The sequence below is a fragment of the Christiangramia pacifica genome, assembly GCF_057221535.1.
On the sequence record NZ_CM170146.1, the window covers coordinates 1,399,643 to 1,419,541 of the forward strand.

At 36.7% G+C, this 19,899-nt stretch carries 8 protein-coding genes; all 8 read right to left on the bottom strand.

What is annotated here, in order from left to right; translation table 11 throughout:
- Nucleotides 1-11: 11 nt before the first annotated feature.
- On the bottom strand, nucleotides 12-3,320 hold the full coding sequence (locus AC2S94_RS06515) for a glycosyl hydrolase (protein WP_484630661.1): 3,309 nt from the start codon (nucleotides 3,318-3,320) through the stop codon (nucleotides 12-14).
- A gap of 65 nt (nucleotides 3,321-3,385) precedes the next feature.
- Nucleotides 3,386-4,087 carry a fibronectin type III domain-containing protein gene (locus AC2S94_RS06520; RefSeq protein ID WP_484630662.1) on the bottom strand — a complete coding sequence of 234 codons (702 nt, stop codon included), beginning with the start codon at nucleotides 4,085-4,087 and terminating at the stop codon, nucleotides 3,386-3,388.
- Nucleotides 4,088-4,276: 189 nt separating this feature from the next.
- Nucleotides 4,277-5,821, bottom strand: coding sequence for a PKD domain-containing protein (locus AC2S94_RS06525; protein ID WP_484630663.1), 1,545 nt, complete (start codon nucleotides 5,819-5,821; stop codon nucleotides 4,277-4,279).
- 18 nt (nucleotides 5,822-5,839) lie between these two features.
- On the bottom strand, nucleotides 5,840-7,261 hold the full coding sequence (locus tag AC2S94_RS06530; protein WP_484630664.1) for a PKD domain-containing protein: 1,422 nt from the start codon (nucleotides 7,259-7,261) through the stop codon (nucleotides 5,840-5,842).
- 118 nt (nucleotides 7,262-7,379) lie between these two features.
- Complete coding sequence (locus AC2S94_RS06535) at nucleotides 7,380-9,368, bottom strand: RagB/SusD family nutrient uptake outer membrane protein (RefSeq protein ID WP_484630665.1); 1,989 nt, start codon at nucleotides 9,366-9,368, stop codon at nucleotides 7,380-7,382.
- A gap of 12 nt (nucleotides 9,369-9,380) precedes the next feature.
- Nucleotides 9,381-12,590, bottom strand: a complete 3,210-nt coding sequence (locus AC2S94_RS06540; RefSeq protein ID WP_484630666.1) for a SusC/RagA family TonB-linked outer membrane protein — start codon at nucleotides 12,588-12,590, stop codon at nucleotides 9,381-9,383.
- Nucleotides 12,591-13,096: 506 nt separating this feature from the next.
- The gene (locus AC2S94_RS06545) at nucleotides 13,097-15,499 is read right to left on the bottom strand and encodes a glycoside hydrolase family 2 TIM barrel-domain containing protein (protein WP_484630667.1); all 2,403 of its coding nucleotides are present in this window, start codon (nucleotides 15,497-15,499) and stop codon (nucleotides 13,097-13,099) included.
- Nucleotides 15,500-15,640: 141 nt separating this feature from the next.
- Nucleotides 15,641-19,711, bottom strand: a complete 4,071-nt coding sequence (locus AC2S94_RS06550; protein WP_484630668.1) for a hybrid sensor histidine kinase/response regulator transcription factor — start codon at nucleotides 19,709-19,711, stop codon at nucleotides 15,641-15,643.
- Between the last annotated feature and the right edge of the window lie 188 nt (nucleotides 19,712-19,899).

Below are 19,899 nucleotides of genomic sequence, written 5' to 3' on the forward strand. Positions count from 1 at the left end.
GCTTTTTAAAATTATTTTTTAATAATCCGAATTGTTTCTACAGGGTCAGAATTAACTCTAATTAGATAAGTTCCAGGTGGCTCATTTTCAATATTTACAAAAACTTTTTTATTCTCAATATTATAAACCTTTCTAGATATGAGTGCCGAGTTCATATTGTAAATTTCTAACATTACTTTATCAGAATTCGTTGGGATGGTAATTTCGAAAAGTCCTTTTGATGGATTTGGCGAGGCAATAACAGCATCCAAAAGTGTGATCTTTTTTGAGAGAGTTCCTTCGCAATCCTTTGAGGATTTAACTTCCAGAAGATCGTTCATTTTTACATCAACCTCAAATTCCTTTTCATCGGTCTGGAATTGTAATATCCCATTTACAACAACATTATATGGAGCGGTTCCTGAAGTAACCTTAACATGCATTTTGCTGGAACTTGTCGCAATTCTACCAGTCATCATTTCACTTTCAGGAACTTCAACAAAATAACATTGCTCCGTCTTTGCTTCTGCAACTGAAATACAAATATCGAAAGTTGATTCTGTCAATTCAGTTAATGTTAGAGTATTTCCTGTGAATGAATAAGGGACTCCGTTTACGGTCGCACTGTATGTTAAATCAGACTTTCCAATAATTGTTATCTTTCCATTGTTTTTGTCCGGACATGTTTCCCCGGATACTTCAATTGAAAAGTTATCGCTGGCGAGTTCAATTTGTGTAAGTTCTTTTATTTTTTCTTCACCCAATGCATAATTGAAAATTTTAAAATCGTCTATCATCGCATTTAAATTTGGATCGGGCCACTGAGATTTTCCAATGTAATTTTGGGTTGTTAAATCCAACATAGAAGGTTTAATTGTCATAGCTTCATTTCTTCCGGCTTCAACACCATTAACGTATATAATACCCGTCGAACCTTCTAAGGTAACAGCTACGTGAGCCCATTGGCCAGTTTGGGGACTAACGTTTGTATAGATATACTCTTCTTTACCAGCATTTTTAAAAGCAAAAAAATATTTTCCGTCGCCCGCGTTCTGGGGAGTTAAAAACATATAAGTATCAGTACCATCACCAAAGTCAAATATTCGAACCCAATTTTGGGAAGAATCCAACTTTACCCATGATGAAATAGTAAAATCACTAAGGTTTTGCACTACACCATCTTCGATTTCCATATATGATTCAGTAGATCCGTCCAGGTAAATACCACCATCATGGATGCCCGACTCCCATTGGACCGACGAATTTAGAATAGCTTCATAACCACCCCATTGATCGTGAGGACTTGAACCTTCATTTTCGTTGAAATCATAATATAAGTGTTGACCTGCCTTTGGTTTAGCAAGAATTATAGAAGATTCTTCACTTTCACCTTCATCATTGTATGCTGTTATTTTGTAGTAATACGTTGTCCCGTTTTCTACGTTAGAGTCCTTATATTCATTTTGGTCTACAGTTGCTACGGTTTCAAATGAGCCATTTGCTGAAGTAGAACGTTTTACATAAAATTCAGCATCATACATAAAATCCCACTTCAATTTTACCTGAGCATCACCAGAACTTATTAAGATATTAGAAACAGCATCTGGGGTTTCTATGGAATTTGTCTTAACAGAAATTGGAGAGCTGTCTTCGCTTTCTCCTCCGGAATTTAACGATGAAACCTTATAATAATAGGTAGTGTTCATATCCAGTCCTGAGTCCTGATAGTTCGTTTCTGCTAGAAATGAGGCTATTATTTCGTAAGAACCATCCTCAGTATCTGCCCTTTTTAAATTATAACTTTCGGCATTCTCAACATTAGACCAACTTAAATTGATAATGGAACTGGAAACGGCCTCTCCGGATAAATCAGCAGGTGTTGAAGGAATTTCGCTTTGTTCGAAATATAATATTTCAGAAACCGATTCTGCACCATCCTTACCTATCACTCTTAGTCTATACTCAGCAGCATTTTGGACCTCATCATCATAACTTAGTGCTGAATAATCTGAAGATTCATAAACAACTGAGAAGTCGGTTTCTCCTTCTAGCTTTCTTTCTAAAATATATTTATCTACCAGTTCATTATTTAATCCTTCCCATTTTATATTAATATTCTGATAATCAACAGATAAATCATAACTTAATGAATCTTTCAATGGTGTCCAGGTGGGAACATATTCTAGGGACGGGAAATAAGCTTTTCTTGATTCCAGATTGGCATAATATTCACCAGCTGGAGTAAGTACTTTCATGGGATTGCCCTCATTTTCGGGTGATATTACAGTTGCTGTTTCCAGCCATTCATAATTTTCCCAATTTGGATTTCGTGATTTGAAGCTGTCATCAATTGTTATAATTATTGCCCTGGCATCCTGCACCCAGTTATAAATCGAATAACGCTCAACATATTCTTTACTTTCTAACACGTTCAAAACTGCTATAAGGTCATTTCTATGTTTAACTGCATTTGCATCGGTAATCATTTCCGGATCATCGGGAAAATTATTTTCTGTCCAGTTCGCGCCAATATTCCATTCTGTAATCCATATTGGGCGCTCGTACTGGTTGTATAGGTAATCCAAATCGTTTGACCATTGTTCTGGGGATTTATTCCAATAAGCATGAATAGCCAGAAAATCTATTCGATAGTTAAGAGCTTCAGCTCTGGTCATAAAATCGTCAAGCCACCCATTAAAGGGATCTGAAGTTGCTGGCGACCCTAATCTTAAACCAGTTTGCATAAAATTAGGCCATCTTTCAATGGCGGTTTCCACGCTAATGTCTGCCTGGTCTGACCTATCTGGTTCATTGTATCCCAGCACATGAGTAGCCCCAGATTTAGCTATAATTTCCCCCCATCCCGGCCAGTCTAAATTTTGTTTTATCGGTACATACTCTAGAAAAGGTTTTGTACTTCCATTTGCAGACCAGTCATAATACCAGGAACTATTAGTAGCATTGATTTCTACCTCATTCCATCCGGCCCAGCCTTTTTTGGTAACATAGTCGTGAAGGGGCATTACTCGTATAAAAGATATTGTTCCCTTTAAATAAGGTGGGAGGGAAGCAACTTCCAAACCGGAATCATCAGCTCTATATACTCTGCTATATCCGGTTCCATCAGAATTAGAAGCAAAGGTTACCATATAACCTTTCTGTAGTTTGAAAGAGTTGATAGTATTCTCTAAAGAGCCTAAATCCTTGTGAATAGCGAAAACTTCATATTGTTTTAAATTTCCACCAAAGTTTTCTTCTGAATACACTTCAAGTGGTGTCTGAGCACTAAGCTTAAAGGTAAATAGGCTTAAAATTATTATTAAAAATGTATAGTTTTTCATCGTGTCGTTATTAATGTATTGTTGTTCAGAATCTCAATAAAAGAGATGTTTTAGATTTGCAGCGGTTATTCTACCGTAAAGTTCCAAATCTGACCAACGGTTGTGCCTCCATTACCATCATTTGCAATTACTTTCCAATAATATGTTCCCTGGGTTGTTGCCTCAACAGTCAAAGAATTATCGGTTATATCGGTTGCCACTTTTTCAGTAGGAGGATTATCAGTACCAAAGTAAACATCGTATTCGAGGCTGTCGTTCTCATCAGCATCTGAAGCTGTCCAGCTTAATTCAACTGAACCACTTGAAAGTATTGCCTCTAATTCTGGAGAAATTAAATTAGGAGCAAAGGGTACATAGTTTGTAATTCCATCCCCTTCAGTATAGAAATTGAAAACTTCTGAATATTCACTTGAAGCATCCTTTGTATCGGTTGCTTTCATTCTCCAATAATACATCTTTCCTCTTTCAAGACTGATTTGCTTATGGACATCTAAAGTTGTAGCAGTTTGTAAGCCTTCAGAAAAACTATTATCCGTAGCAACCTGTACTTCATATTTAACTACATTTTCCTCTGCATCTATAGAAGCTTCCCATTGAAAATCTATATCATTTTCAATACATATAAGATTGTTCGAGGGGTATAATAAAACAGGAACACTTGGTGCAGTATTAGCTGCCGGCTCTGGTGGATCTATACCATCATCTTCACTGCTGCATGATGCTACCAATAAATTAAGACTTAAGGCTAACAGGTAAAATTTCTTCATTTTGTAAGTATTATAATTACGTATTTTTTAATAACAATAATTGTAATGGATAACGGTCTGGTGATTCATTAAGCCCTGGGTTAATTCGGAGCTTTTTCAAATTCTGCGAATGGACATTATATTCTTAAGGCTTATAAATGCCCAACCTATTTTAGCCTGGGCATTGAAGTTTTATTAGGATTGGAATATCTACTTTACAAATAGTTGAACATTGTCAAATCCGCTCCAACCATCACCTCCATCAGTCGAGATATTTTCAAACATAATTCCTAGTTTGGCACCTACAGATTCTGCCGAAGCCTCTGCTGTTATTTCTAAAACAGCCCGGTCATCTGTTATATCAAATGTTTCAGTTGCTATAATATTTCTTATTCCGTCACCAGTATCGTAATAAATACTTACAATAAACTGAGAACTATTCCAGGTATTCCATGCTTCTACATTTACTTTAAATTCTTCACCGGAGGCAATAGTATGATCTGAAAGTTGGTATACTGCAGGGTCACTGCTCATTCTATAAGCGAACCAGTTACCATCCTCTTCTTGGCTATCGATTCCGGAATCATTTGCTACTGAATCGGTATTCCAACCGGGGACATTCTCCCAATTTGCATTTTTCCCATCTGCGGGAAGTGAAAAATCTGCATTCTCAACATCCTGTTCTGTGAAATTCGAGGAACCTGCTGAACCTTCTACAGATAACTGAACATTATCAAATCCACTCCATCCATCGCCTCCGTCAGTAGACACGTTTTCAAACATAACTCCGATTTTAGCGCCTATAGATTCTGAATTAGCAGTAGCTGTAAGTTCTAAAACAGTACGGTCATCCGTAATTTCAAATGTTTCAGTTGACAGTATGTTTCTCGTTCCGTCACCGGTGTCATAGTATATCGTTAATATGAACTGAGAGCTGTTCCAGGTATTCCATGCTTCTACATTCAATTTGAACTCCTCACCTGAAGCGATAGTATGATCTGTAAGCTGATATACCGCAGGATCACTGCTCATTCTGTAAGCGAACCAGTTCCCATCTTCTTCCTGGCTATCAATTCCTGAATCATTTGCTATAGATTCTGAATTCCAACCGGGCACATTTTCCCAGTTGCCTTGTTTTCCATCTGCAGGAAGTGAAAAATCTGCATTTTTTATTGTTATACCCATTGGACCGGTTACTGCAGCAGCTACCATATTAGTTACTGTTGCGTTTGGTGTTCCTTCTGTTCCTGTTACGGTTAATGTTACAGAGTATTCTCCGGGTTCAGCATATGTATGCACAGGATTTTCTTCTGTAGATGTATTTCCATCCCCAAAATCCCATTCATAAGAAACGCCACGTTCAGACGTGTTGGTGAATGTTACAGTTGTATCATCTGCTTCATAAGTAAAAACTGCGGTAGGATTAGTTTTTACCACACTAATTGTTTGTGAATAGTTTTCATTTGAAGTACCCTCGGCACCCACGGCCGTTAATGTGACAGTATATTCTCCTTCTTCACCATATGTATGAGTAGGATTTATTTGGTCTGAGGTTTCACCATCTCCAAAATCCCATTCCAGAGAAACAGCGTGGCTCGTATTGCTTTTGAAGGTAGCTTCAAGATCATTCATTTCGACAGAAAAATCTGCCGATGGATCATTATAAGTAAAATCATCGTTATCACAGCTCACCGAAATGGATACCAGAATGACCAGTAGAATCTGTTTAAAATTATTTTTTAATATATTTTTCATAATTTCTCAGTTTAAAGTTTATTCTACCTTTTTAAAAGCTAAATCATTCCATGTGAGATCATATGGTTGGTTTGAACCACTTTTTATGACTATATAAAATGTTTCAGGAGTATCGAAAGTGTAAAGACCATTTTCTGGAAGCTGGCCACCGGCATTAAATTCTGAAAGAGAATAAGTGCCGGACTCTATAGGACTTTCATTCCATGTGCTATAGGCAACTTCATGATCATGACCAGGATTATAATCTACTCCTTGTTCTGGCTCTACAGTACTAAAACTTAATTCGCTCCACACTTCATCTATCACTGAATTCACGGTTAAAGATCCACTCAATTGATAGGTACCTGCTTCCACTGTAACTTCTTGATAAATATGAGATCCAGTTCCTTCACCCGCCCCAGAAAAATTGATCGTATTGTTAGTTATGGTTACGTTAATACCACCAGCTTCTTGTCCTACTTGATCAATCCAAGCATCCATATTTATCACACCGGCATCGAAAGCTGTTCCACTTCCACTACCATCGCCACCACTGTAAAACTCTAATTCGGCGATATTGGCATATTCGTCAGGTGAGTAATAATATATGTATCTGTAACTTTCTGTGCCTGTTAATGAAATTTCAGTAAGTTCACCAACAGTTGGCTCTTCTTCAATAGTATATAGAACATCATAATTATTTAAATAATCTGGGTCATTAGACCCTCTTATTTCTGCCCCAACCATTCTATATGCATAATCTGTTCTGGGAGCATATTTAACAAGTTGTACCACTGAATTGTTGTCAGCGCCTAAATCATAACCTACGTATCCTTCGGCTGTAGGTCCGTCTACAAATGTATCTAGATTGCCATCAAAAGCTGCACTTACGTAGGTGTCTGGATTATCATTCCATGAACTTTCATGACCAATAATGGTTCCTTCTAATTTTGTTAAGGCTACTCCAGCGGTTACTTCTTTAGTAACTACAGCTGGTGCAGTGCCTTCAAATCCTGTTGCAGTTAAAGTAACCAAATAGTTCCCGGCAGCAGTATATTCATGAGTCGGATTCTGTTCCGTTGAAATATTACCATCCCCAAAATCCCATTCAAAGGAAGTAGCAAAGGTTGTATTGGCGGTAAATTTTAATACCAAGGGATTGTCTGTACTTGCCGAAGTTGAAAAATCAGCTGTTGGATCAGTTAAGTTAATAATAACGGCTTTTTCAACCACATCTGGAGTAGACCCAGGTTCACCGTAAGCGGTTAATGTCACAATATACTCCCCTGTTTCAGCATAAGTGTGGCTCGGATGTGCTATTGTAGCGCTTTCTCCATCTCCAAAATCCCAGCGAAGAGAATCACGATCTATAACTTTGCTGGTAAACTCTACCAAATATGGGTTTACGTCACTTGTGGTCATTGTAAATTCAGCTTTTGGATTTACAATGTTTGATACCATATCATCTTCATTACACGAATAGAAAATTGATAAGAGCAAAGTCAATACTAGCAGACCTTGTAAATGTTTTTTATGATTTTTCATCTTATGTTATTTTCAACAATTAAAAACAATGATTTTATAAATCCGTTGGTGGAGTATTGGCCTGGGGTGTCCACCCTGGGTTCTGATAAATCGGAGAATTACCATCCTCACCTTCAGTGATAAGGAAATGCTCCGCTGCAATAGGATTCAGGTAATGCGCCATCGTCCAGCTATAACCGTTATAAACTAATTCATTACCATTTTTTTGATATGGCCTTAAATATTCACTTAATGCCGGAGAGGAAACTCCGGAAGAAGCGCTACCATAGTTGAGTTGAGAATCAGTATACCATTCCTGCATTGGGCCCCATAATTTAAAGCCTTCTATTTGGTAAGGCTCAGTAATCAGTTGGTCCAATGCTCTCCATCGCTTTAAGTCCATCCAGCGTAGACCTTCAGCCATTAATTCGTTTCTTCTTTCACGACGAATATTATAAAGGGTGGCATCTACTAGTTGCCCTGCGGAATATGCGCCCCAGCCATTTTGGGCCTCTATAGACATTTGAGTATTCGAAATAGTTTTTTGAAAGTCGGGATCTACTCCTGCACGGTTTCTTATCGCTCTCCAATAAGAACTGGCCTTCCCGTCTATAGAACCATTTAATTCGTAACTAGCCTCTATATAATTTAAATAAGCTTCGGTCGCTCTAAAAACTATAGCTCCTGTGTAACCACCTCCGTTTGCACAATGGTCTGCATCATAGTTTAATCCTTTACGAATGGAATATCCTGTACTATAACCCTGCTCTACGTTTGTATTTGTTATTTCAGGAATAGTTTCAATTTCATTACAATGTGTTCCAAGTGGTGATTCAAATAAGGTGTTTATCTGACCTGGTTCTTTTAAAAATAATCTAAGCCTTCCGTCTCTATTTTCTCTTACGTCTGATATGTAATCATCTCCTTGATAACCAGATTCATTAGCGTATATTGGAAGACCATTTTCCATTAAGAAACTGTCCACCAAACCACGAGTTAATCCCACTCCATGATTACCTCTGGACGCATATACGGGTACATTATGTGTGATGCCTATACCATTATCATAGCTTCTCCATAATAAAATTTCACTATATTCAGACATGTCTACTGCGCTGAACATGTTAAAGTATGGATTGGAAGGATCTGCGGTTGACTGCTGTAAAACTCCATTGTTAGGAGTAAGAGAGTAAGAATCTGCAACTGCCGAAGATGCCTGCATAGATTGTTCCAACAACCATTCAATTTCTGCATCTATACTTCCAGCTTGGAATTGATAATCTTGATTGTATGCTACATCAGCACCAGGCCAACCTGGACCATTCGGTACGAATGCTGTCCCTTTAAAATGTTTTAACCAGGTACCTTCATAAAGCGCTACCCGTGATTTGAGTAATTGAGCGCATGCTCTATTTAACCTGTTCTTATTGCCATCAGGAGAAGTAGATTGCATTAAATCTATTGCTTTATCTAAATCTGAAATGATGAATCTAACCACCTCTGTTCTAGGATCACGCTGACTGGCCTCTGTCAAGGTTTGCGCATCACTTTCCAGTGTGGTAGTTACAATTGGGAAATCACCGAGAGTGATGACTTTTTGGAAATATTCCCACGCCCTGAAAAAATACATTTCTCCAATGTAATGCTCTACATTCGTTGAAGTTCCTGAGATCTCACCAGCTTCCCAACGGGGTATAACTGTTTCTAAGAAGTAATTAACTTGATATATGTTTCCAAAACTCCAGTCCCCACCAGACTGGCCAACTCTCCATTGACCTGGAACATATCTGTTATCGTAACCAAAGGAAGCTTGGTTATCTGTATTATTATCAATTTCAAAGGTACCAAAAGTAAATTGACCATGAGTAGGAAGCATGCCATATCTTTCAATGGAATAGGCTGCCAGTTGAGATTCATCCTGAAGGTAGGATTCTGGAGTAACACTGGAGAGAGGAGCTCTCTCGAGAAAATCCTTTTCACAGGAAGTTAGTAAAGTAAATCCTCCCAAAATCAATAATAGAATAATATTATATTGCTTTTTCATTTTCATACTTTTTTAAAAATTAACACTCAATCCATAAGAAAGGGTTCTGTTTAAGGGATAATTATTCCCTGAAGAAAAATCATCAAGAGTTTCTGGATCAAATACTTTTGTCAAATCTGTTCCGGTCCATAGGTTTTCCCCAGATAAGTAAATTCGTAGCTTTTGGATACCTAATTTTGTAATTACGTTTTGAGGTAAACTATAGCCAATCTGTAAGTTCTTAAGCCGAATGTAAGAGGCATCTTGAAGGTAGCCGGTTTGGGCTTGGTGGTTTTTTCCGTTAAAAAGAGGTCTAGGATAATATGAGTCAATATTCTGGCCCAGAGGATGACCAGCATCGGCTCTATAGTAGTCGATATGCGGTTCTAAACCGGTGGACCACCATCTACCCCAATCCCAGGCTCCCCAGAAATAGTAACTGTTAATGTAGTAATCACGTTTTAAGATACCTTGGAAAAAAACTCGAATATCAAAATTTTTCCAATCGGCACTTAAGTCTAGTGAGATTGAATAGCGGGGTGTACTGTTACCAATCACTTTTAAATCTCCATGATCTCCTTCAGTGTAGGATCCCGAGTCTATCTTCCCATCTCCGTTTAAATCACGATACATAATATCTCCTTGCGCCCATTGACTACCTAAGGCGTCCTGTCCTCCATTAGGAAGTGAAGCTAAGTGAGCCTCCATTTCTCCTGCATACCTGGCAATATCAATCGTTTCATATCCCCAGATCTCGTTAATATTACGTCCTTGTACATAAGTGCCCAGATCTCCAGTAGGGTTAGGGTATTTTGTTATTTTAGTTTGTGAATCTGCCAGTAAAACATTTATGTTATATCCAAAATCATTTTCCAAGCGGTCCCTCCAGTTTAAATTAAGTTCAAAACCATAGGTCTTTAAGTCAGTGTTATTTTCCCTTGGAACTGCAGTACCTAAAATATCTGGTAATTCTGGAGCCGGCCCTATCATATTCATAGTATAACGGGTAAAATAGTCAAATGAACCAGAAAGTCTATTGTTAAAAACGGCTACGTCCAAACCTGCATTCCAACTCTTCACGCGCTCCCAGGTTAAAGATGAACTTACTAAACCAGGAGCAGAGCTAGTATTTGGTTGCATACCGTTTACCAGCCAACTTCCATTTGATGTTCCAATAGGCATTGTAACATATGTAGGATAATAATTAGGTTGTCCATTCGAATAAGTGACATTTTGATTACCAAGCTCTCCGTATGATCCCCGAAATTTAAATGTACTAATCTTTTCTTTTAATGGTTCCCAAAAGGGCTCTTTCGCTACATTCCAGCCTGCAGATACAGAAGGGAACCAATTCCATTGTTCATCATTTCGAAATCGGGATGTCCCGTCATAGCGAAGATTTCCCTCTATTAAATACCTTTCCTTATAATTATAATTGAGACGTCCAAATACTCCTCGGGTTGACCAGTGATTGTAATCCCCTGCAACTCCTGGTGGAACTACTGCGCCATTTGCATCTGTACCACTGGTTGTGTTAAGAGTTGGGAGTGATGGAACAATTATCCCATCCCTTTCGGCGGATAAGAATCGCATTTTAGATAATTCTGATTGAAAACCAACTAAAAAATTAAAGTTATGGCCATCTCCAATTTCCTTTGAATACTCGTTCAATAATGTAGCATTTAAATAATTCTCTCTATAACCCTCTTCATGAACTAAATTTGAAATACCATAAGGAACAGGGTTGCCATCGACATCATGATTATAAGTTTTTTGCGTATCCCAGTGACGAAAATTATTCTGTGTTCTGTAACTCATTCTTCCTGTAATTAACCAGTCTTCTACAGGTTCGAATACTAATTCACCTTGTTGGTATAGCCAATCAGTCTGACTTTTATCCCTCCCTCCATCTGATAAGCCTAAAGCGGGGGATGGTGAAGAATATAAGAATCCATTTGGATCGTATACAGGAAGTATAGGCCATGCCTGGCGTGCTAAATTCTCCCACAAACCATCGTTAAGAGCTGATGGTCTTGCAAAATCTTCACGAACCCATCGGTTACTAAAACTAACTTTTAGCCGGTCTGTTATTTGAGCATCTAATTTTAAAGTAGTGGTATAACGGTTAAAGGTATCCGTATTAAATTCCATCAATCCATTTTGGTCTAAATAATTTCCTGAAGCATAATACTGAATATCCTCAGTGCCTCCACTAACGCTAACATTGTGCTCTTGTGAGAATGAAGTGTCTTTATATATCACATCATACCAATCGTTGTTAGCTTGTCCCAAAGCATATCCATCTCCCCATAATTGCGGGTTATTTGGATTTTGAATAATTTCGTCATTGGTTAGTCCCTGCTGATAGTTTTGAATTGCCTGTAATCTTTCTTCAGAGAAAAACGGAGATTCCCCTCCATTCATATGAGCATCATTGAAAAATAAGGCATAGGTATAGGAATCCATCATATCGGGAACATTAATTGGCGAACTTAACCGAACATTGGTATTATAGTTAACGACCGGCTTACCTTTAGTCCCTTTTTTAGTGGTTACCAATATAACGCCAAAAGGTGCGCGGGAACCATAAATAGAAGAAGCAGCAGCATCTTTTAAAACCGAAATACTTTCTATGTCCTGAGGATTTATGGCATTAATGTCTCCTTCCATTCCATCTATTAAAACTAAAGGAGCTCCGGAAGAATTACCAATGGTTCCAGTACCACGTACATTAATGGTTGAGCGATCTTCCAAACTTCCACCAGTGGAGGAAATATTTAAACCTGCAACCAGTCCTTGTAACATTTGAGTGGCATTTTGGACTGGCCTATTTTCTAATTTTTCGCCATCGACTACACCAACGGCACCTGTAAGGTTTATTTTTTTCTGTGTTCCGAAACCAACCACAACAACTTCATCCAGTTGGCTTAGATCTTCTTCTAAACTAACATCGATAATATCCCTACCATCAACAGAAATTTCTTTTGTTGCATATCCCATAAAGCTAAAAACTAATATTCCATCGGATGGGACACTAATTTGGTAATTTCCATCAAAATCTGTAACCGTTCCATTAGAGGTATTTTTTTGAATAACAGTAACCCCAAGTAGTGGCATTCCATCCTGATCCGAAACTGTTCCAGATATGGAAGTATCTTGTCCATAAAAGTGACATACACTTAAAAAAAAGAATATGAAATATGTAACAGCAGATTTTTTATTCAAGTAATTTGATTTATTCATATGTCTTACTTAATTGGTTAAAGGTTTTTTTAACATTCTCTTAATCCTGTGTTAAAATGTTATACAAGTTTGGCAAAAATGGGATTTAATTAGGGGGGATAAATCGCTAAATAATGGGTGGTAAATCGTTCAAACCTATTTTTATTGTGAATTATTTAATTTTGGAGTCTAATTATTGAATCTTAAGTAAATAAATGGATAAATTTTTTCGGATTTTTAGATAAGGAGCTAATACAACGTTTTCGTAAGAATTATTAAGTTTTGATCTATATATTGTGGCAATTCCTATTTCGAAATTCGTTAAATAACCAATTTAAATTTTTATATCTGTATTAATATTTTTTCTTTCTTGGTAAGAAATTTTATTAGAATACCTTTTCAAAAATAGATCTAAAAAGCATGAAGAAATATGAATTGAAATTAGTTATCGGTACACGTTATCAAGAAATTGCTTCTTAAATTGATATGTACTGACGGATTAATTTTTGTAGAATGGATTCAAAACTTTATAAAAGCTTTTTTATTATGATCTCTTCTTTTGCAAGACCCTCAGAAGAAATTTCGATATTTATATCTTCTTTGGCGGTCTCTGAAACCTTAATATAAGCACGTAATCTTCCCTGAAAGGTCTTGTGTTTGCTTGTCTGATATGATTCATGACTATCTCTGTTTCCACTTTCCAAAGCTAAAACATTGGCTGGCCCATCAATCTGGAAATTTATTACAGTATCCTGGTCGGTTATTCTTGAACCACTTTCATCAATTAATAAAAGGTCAACAATTATGATGTCTTTATTCTCAGAATAGTTCTTTCGGTTTGTTGAAATAGACATCTTCTTAACTCCTTGGGGAGTACTCAATTGATATGAGGCTACTTGTTTACCATCCCTATATGCTTTGGCTTCCAGTTGCCCTTTTTTGTACGGAACTTCCCAGTAGACCATTTTCCCAGGAATATAATCGGCTTGTTTCCTGCCTAAAGATTTACCGTTAAAGAAGAGTTCCACTTCCTCTGTATTACTATATGCTGTTACGTACTTAGTTTGCCCGGTTGTACCTTTCCAATCGAATTGAATATTTCTCCTTATATTCACATTGCTCTCGCTATCGGTCACACCTAAATAAACCATGGGCTTGTGGCTCCAAAGGCTCTGACGGAAGTAAAAGTCAGGTTTTGGTTTTCCGGCTAGGTCAAGAATGCCTGCGCCGCTACTTCTATTTGGCCATTCTCTAGCCTCACCATTAAAATCAAAAGCGGTCCATAGAAATTGAGAAGAAATATAATCGTTTTCAGTTACTGCCAGCCAGGCTTCCAAGCTATCACCATTTTCGCTTCCGTAGATCACCCGGTTAGGAAATGCTTTGTGATCCTCTTCATATCTATATTCCTGATAATTATAACCTACTATATCCAGTACCTGAGGATAGATAGTATGATTAGACATGGTCAAGGCAGCGAGAGCTGCCGTTATTGCTCTGGTAGTATCGTACATTTTAGCAGCATTCACCAGCTCATTGGCTAGCTTTCCTAATTCAGATGCAGGTGGATTGTTTGGGTTATAACCCTTTCCATAGATTTGCGGATTGCGACCTTCATCCAATACAGGATGGCTATATGGGTCATTTGGGTAATCAATTTCATTTCCGATACTCCACATAATAATAGAAGCATGATTTCTGTTTCTACGGATCATGTCCTGAACATTACGCGCACCCCATTCGGAAAAATCTTCGTGTGAGCCATCATTTCCGGGATTACCGACATTCCATCCGGTTATCCATTTATTCTTTCCGAATTTCCACTCGTCAAATGCTTCATCCTGTACCAGGAAACCTAGTTCATCAGCAAGATCATACATATAATCCTGATGGGGATAATGGCTCATTCTTATGGCGTTCGCACCAAGCTCTTTCAGAGTCTTTAATCGCTCTCTCCAAATGGCTTCGGGAACGGCGGCCCCCAAAGCGCCAGCATCGTGATGGATACAAACACCTTTAATTAGCATATTTTTACCGTTAAGAAAAAATCCTTTATTGGAATCAAACCTAAATGACCTGAAACCAACCTTCTCCTTCCAGGTATCTGCAAGTACCTGATTATCCTTCTGAAGACTAACCTTTAATTCATAAAGATTTGGATTCTCCGGAGACCATAGGTTGGGATTTTCAACTTCTAAATCCAGTTCTATATAATTTTGTTTTTCTGGTCTTAATGACAGTGTTTTTTCAGAAGTAGCTACAGCGTTCCCATTGTTATCAAGAAGTTCTGCTTTAACCGTTGATTTCACGATTTCATTGGTCTGATTTCTAATTTCTATTGCAATTTTAGCCATTCCATTTTCTTCGGAAACTTCAGGAGTGGAAAAGAATACTCCCCATTGCGCAAAATGTGTAGGATTCTGTTGAATAAAATAAACATTTCGATAAATTCCAGAACCAGTATAATATCTAGAATCTGCATATTCGTTATGATCTACTTTTACCAGTATATCATTATATTTGGCGTTTAAATAGGGGGTAAGGTCGTATTGGAAAGGAATAAAACCATTTGGTCTTTTTCCCAGGAAATGACCGTTGATCCATACTTCGCTATTTTTATAAACACCGTCAAAATAGATTGCATATACCTTTTCTGGATCATAATTGGGAATATCAAAGTTCTTTTTATACCATCCAATTCCGCCAGGAAGAAATCCTGTGCCGCTGGCCCATTTTGAATCGAAAGGTCCTTCGATACTCCAGTCATGAGGGAGTTCTAAATCTCTCCAGTCTGAACTCTTAGAAAATACTGTAGTGCTGTCTCCTTTTTGAAATTGCCATTCCTTATTAAAATCAGATTTTGTATAGTCTTGGGCTGAAATTAACAATGAACAGAAAAAACTGATCAGGATAAAAATAATTCTTTCCATTCGAAAATTTAAGTTCTTTATACAAGGATATCATACTAATCCAAAAGGCCACAGGGTTTATTGGGTCAATTCAGGGGGGTAAATCGTGCATTGTTATGAAAATCTTAAATTATTCGGTAATTATTTAAAATATTATGAATATTAAGCTTTAAAATCTGATGGATTTTTACCAAATCGTTCTTTGAAAATCTTTCTGAAATATTTAATGTTATTAAAACCTACCGCATAGCAAGCTTGGGAAACTGTGTGCTTTTCATGAGCGATTAAATCCGCAGCTTTGTCAATCTTTAGATTTCTAATATACTCATTAATGCTTTGATCGGTTAGCGCTTTTAATTTACGGTAAAGGGATGCTCTGCTCATTCCTATGTCTTTCGCGATATCCTTTACATTATCGCTATCGTTTGCTATATGTTCCCAGATTGTTGTATCTAATTTTTTCAGAAAAGTTTTTTCTTTTGACACTAAGCCCTTCGAAACTTCACCTGATACGCCTGTAGAATCTATTTTATTTTTGAACGACTCTTTTAAGGACTCCCGGCTTTCTAAAAGATTATGAACCCTTGTTTTTAAAAGTTGTGTGTTGAATGGTTTGGTAATATAATCATCAGCCCCTTCCTCGTAACCTGTATTCATACTCTCAATGGCCGTATCCGCAGTCAATAGTATTATTGGGATATGACTTGTTGCAAAATTCCCTTTTAAATCTGCACAAACATCAAACCCACTTTTTTTAGGCATCATTAGATCTGAGATGATTATATCAGGTACATATTTTTGAGCCTTTTTCACCCCTTCCATTCCATTTATAGCATGAACTATATCATATTCTTTTTTGAAGATGCTGTTTAGAAAACTTAATATTTCCTCATTATCATCAATAATCAAAATAAGTTTTCTTTTATCATTGGAGGTGAGAGATGCGAGCTCACTATCGAAATTAAGACCTTCATTTATTTCAACCGGTTTCTCTAATTCTTCCAGTTCCTTCCTAAAATCTTCTTTTGAAGGAAATTCCGTTTCTTTAATTGGAATATTTAGACAGAAATTAGTTCCTTCATTAATTTTACTTTTCACCGAAATATTACCGCCATGCAGTTCAGCAAAACTTTTGGATAAAGCTAGTCCCACTCCTGTACCTGCTCTGTTTTCGGCAGTATTTGCTCTATAATACCATTCAAAAACATGTTGTAATTCGTCTGGATGGATGCCTTTTCCAGAATCCTGAACCTCAATTTGAAAGCCATTTTTATTATTGGTAAAGATTACTTCAATGTGATCACCTTCATCACAATACTTTAAGGCATTTGAAACCAAATTGCTTACAATTATTTCAATTTTTTCAATATCAATTTTATAAATTCTGGATTCAACTGGTCCAACATAGTTAAGGGTAATATTCTTGTCTTTTGCCAGTGGAGAATAACTCTTTACCCAACGCCGGACTCTCGAAGGTAGATCATGGGGTTCTAAAATAATTTTTGACATTCCCTCTTCGGCTTTTCTAAACCTAAGGAGCATATCGATAGATTTATACAACTTCTTAGCATTTCTTTGAATAAATAATAAATCTTTTTTAGTTTCTTTTCCGGGATGTTTCGAGAGTAAATTCTGAACGGGAGCTAAAATAAGGGTTAAAGGAGTTTTTAATTCATGAGAAAAAGCAGTAAAAAATCTAAAACGTTCTTCATTCAGGTCATGTTCCAGAGAACGCTGTTTTCGCTCAAATAACAATGAGTTTTTTAATTTGATGCGTTCTGAATAATACCTCATAATTAACCAGATACTCAGTACGACTAATAAAACTATAATGATGTAGGCTGGAATCGTTTTCCAAAATGGCGGAATTATGTTAATGTGAAGACTTTTCGTGTTTCCTTCCCCTAAACCGGAATCTGTTTTAACAATAAAATTGTATTCCCCTGGTGGAACACTGGTGAAATTTGCAGTTCCGGAATTTTGATTATCTATCCAGAAGTCGTTGTAATTTTCTAATCTATAGGAGTAGGTTAGGTTTTTAGCCGTGGGGTATTTTAAAGCCGCAAAATCAATCGAAAAGGTACTCTGGTTATAGGCTAAGTTAATGGTATCTACATAAGGTAAAGCTTCCTTCAATATGTCATTTTTATCGCTATCAAGTATATTAATATCTCTGTTTAAAACTCTTAGACCTATAAATCTAAGTGGTAATTCATTTTCAGAAGGAGTAAAATCTTTAGGATCAAAGATGTTGAGACCGTTATTACCTCCAAAAAACAGTTTACCCTGCTCATTCATTATGGCGGCCCCAATATTAAATTCCCCTTCCTGAATATTATTGAGAGAACTAATGTTTAATATTTGGTTAGTCTTGGTGTTATATCTATTAAGGCCGTTATAACTGCCCATCCATATATAGGTAGAATCCTGACGAATCATACTATTAACAGTGTTATTACTTAAACCATCTTTTTCAGTAAAACGTTGTATCTCTTTTGATTCAGGATTTATTCTTAGAAGGCCTCCATATCGGGAACCTGCCAGTATATCACCCTCGGGTAAGATTAGAATGGAAAAGATTACATTCGTCATTCCTTTGAAATTCGACTGGTTGTATTCGACTACCGTGTCATCCAGTGGATTATACATTATAATGCCGGAGCCGTAGGTCGCCAGCCATAAATTACCTTTTTTGTCTTCCGCTATAGATCTTATATCTATTTTTCCAAGGCGTTCAATATAATTAAACTCATCCCGGGTAAAATTATATTTAAATAAACCTCCTCTATTTGTACCAATCCATAAAATTTTTGCCTTGGATTCGTAAATGACTCGAACATCACTACCATTGGAAGTAGAACCCTGTAAATAATGCCTAGTCTTCCCGGTTTTAGGATTCAATAAATTCAAACCTCCCTGGTATGTTCCTACCCATAAGGAATCTGGGGATTGCTGATAGATAGAAATTAAATAATCATTACTAAGACTGGAGGGATCGTTTTCGTTATGCTGAAAATGTTTTATTCTTCCTTTATCAGGAGAGTAAAGGTCTAAACCTCCACCATCTGTCCCTATCCACACTTGATTTTCGGTAGCTTTTGCAAGTGATCCAATTCTATTATGACTTATAGAATTGGTTCCAAAATTCTCCTGCTTTATTAAGTTTATTTGTTCTCCGCCAGGTTTTACGAAAGTCACTCCGATAGGAGTGGAAAGCCACATATTTTTATCTCTGTCTTTAAAAATTGCCCCTACAGTCCGATTAAAAACACTCTTCCCATCATTCCGCGGCAGATACCATTTAATTTTAAGTTGATTTTTTTCAAGTAAGCTTGAAATATTAAGAATATTAAGTCCGCCATTTCTAGTTCCAATCCACATTCGGCCAAATTCATCTTCCTGAAAACTTAAAATTTCATTATCACTAAGTCCTTTCTGAAATTCAAGTGAACTTTCTAAATAGACGGATTTTCGATCATGGGTTCTTACAACAAGACCATTACGCGTTCCAATCCAAACATTTTCCTGTGAATCGATATAAATTCTATTTACAACCTGACTGGGTAACTTCAAATCTGTCAGGTCTGAGGAGTGCTTGATTTTATGATTCTTAAGTGAAATTTTCCATAAACCCTTATCAAAGGATCCAATCCAAATTATAGAATCTGCCTGAATTTCAATCGTAGAGATTTCTTTAGAAGGGATACTTTCATTAGATTCTAGATAAGCTTGTAAACTTGAAATAGTATCAAGTCCATCATTAGCTACTTTTATACCATTATGATAGGAAGCAACAATAATATGTCCATCGGGAAGTTTTTTAATTACGCTGGCATTATTATAAAGGCCTTCTTTTTCATCAAGTAGGCGAAAAGAATTTTTTCGAAGGTCGTAGAGGTTCAAACCAGCATCTGTTGCAAGGAATAATTTCTCATGAGTAATTTCAATATCCTGGACATAATTGTTTGCTAATCCGGGAGTTGTCTCATCAATTTGATTTTTAAACTGTAGGAAATTCTTACCATCATATCTATTTAGTCCATCATACGTTGCGATCCAAATAAATCCTAAGGAATCCTGGGTGATGTCATTCACGAAATTATGAGATAGTCCAGATGACACGTCCAAAAGATGAAAATTCAAATTTTCTTCAGAAACATTCTGCTTATAATTTTGCTGACCCATTGCAGTACAGCAATTCAACAATATAAATACGTGAAGAAAGTACGACATTTTCATTTTCCCAGTGATAGTTTCAATAAATTCAATGACTTTATTAATGAAATTAATGTGATTTTTAAGTGTTTAAAATATCAATTGATTTAATGCTGTTGCAGATCTCCATGTATAACAAATAAACATCGAATCTAATTTGAATATTTGTGAGAAATCCTCTAATTAAGTGTTATGAAAATAATCCA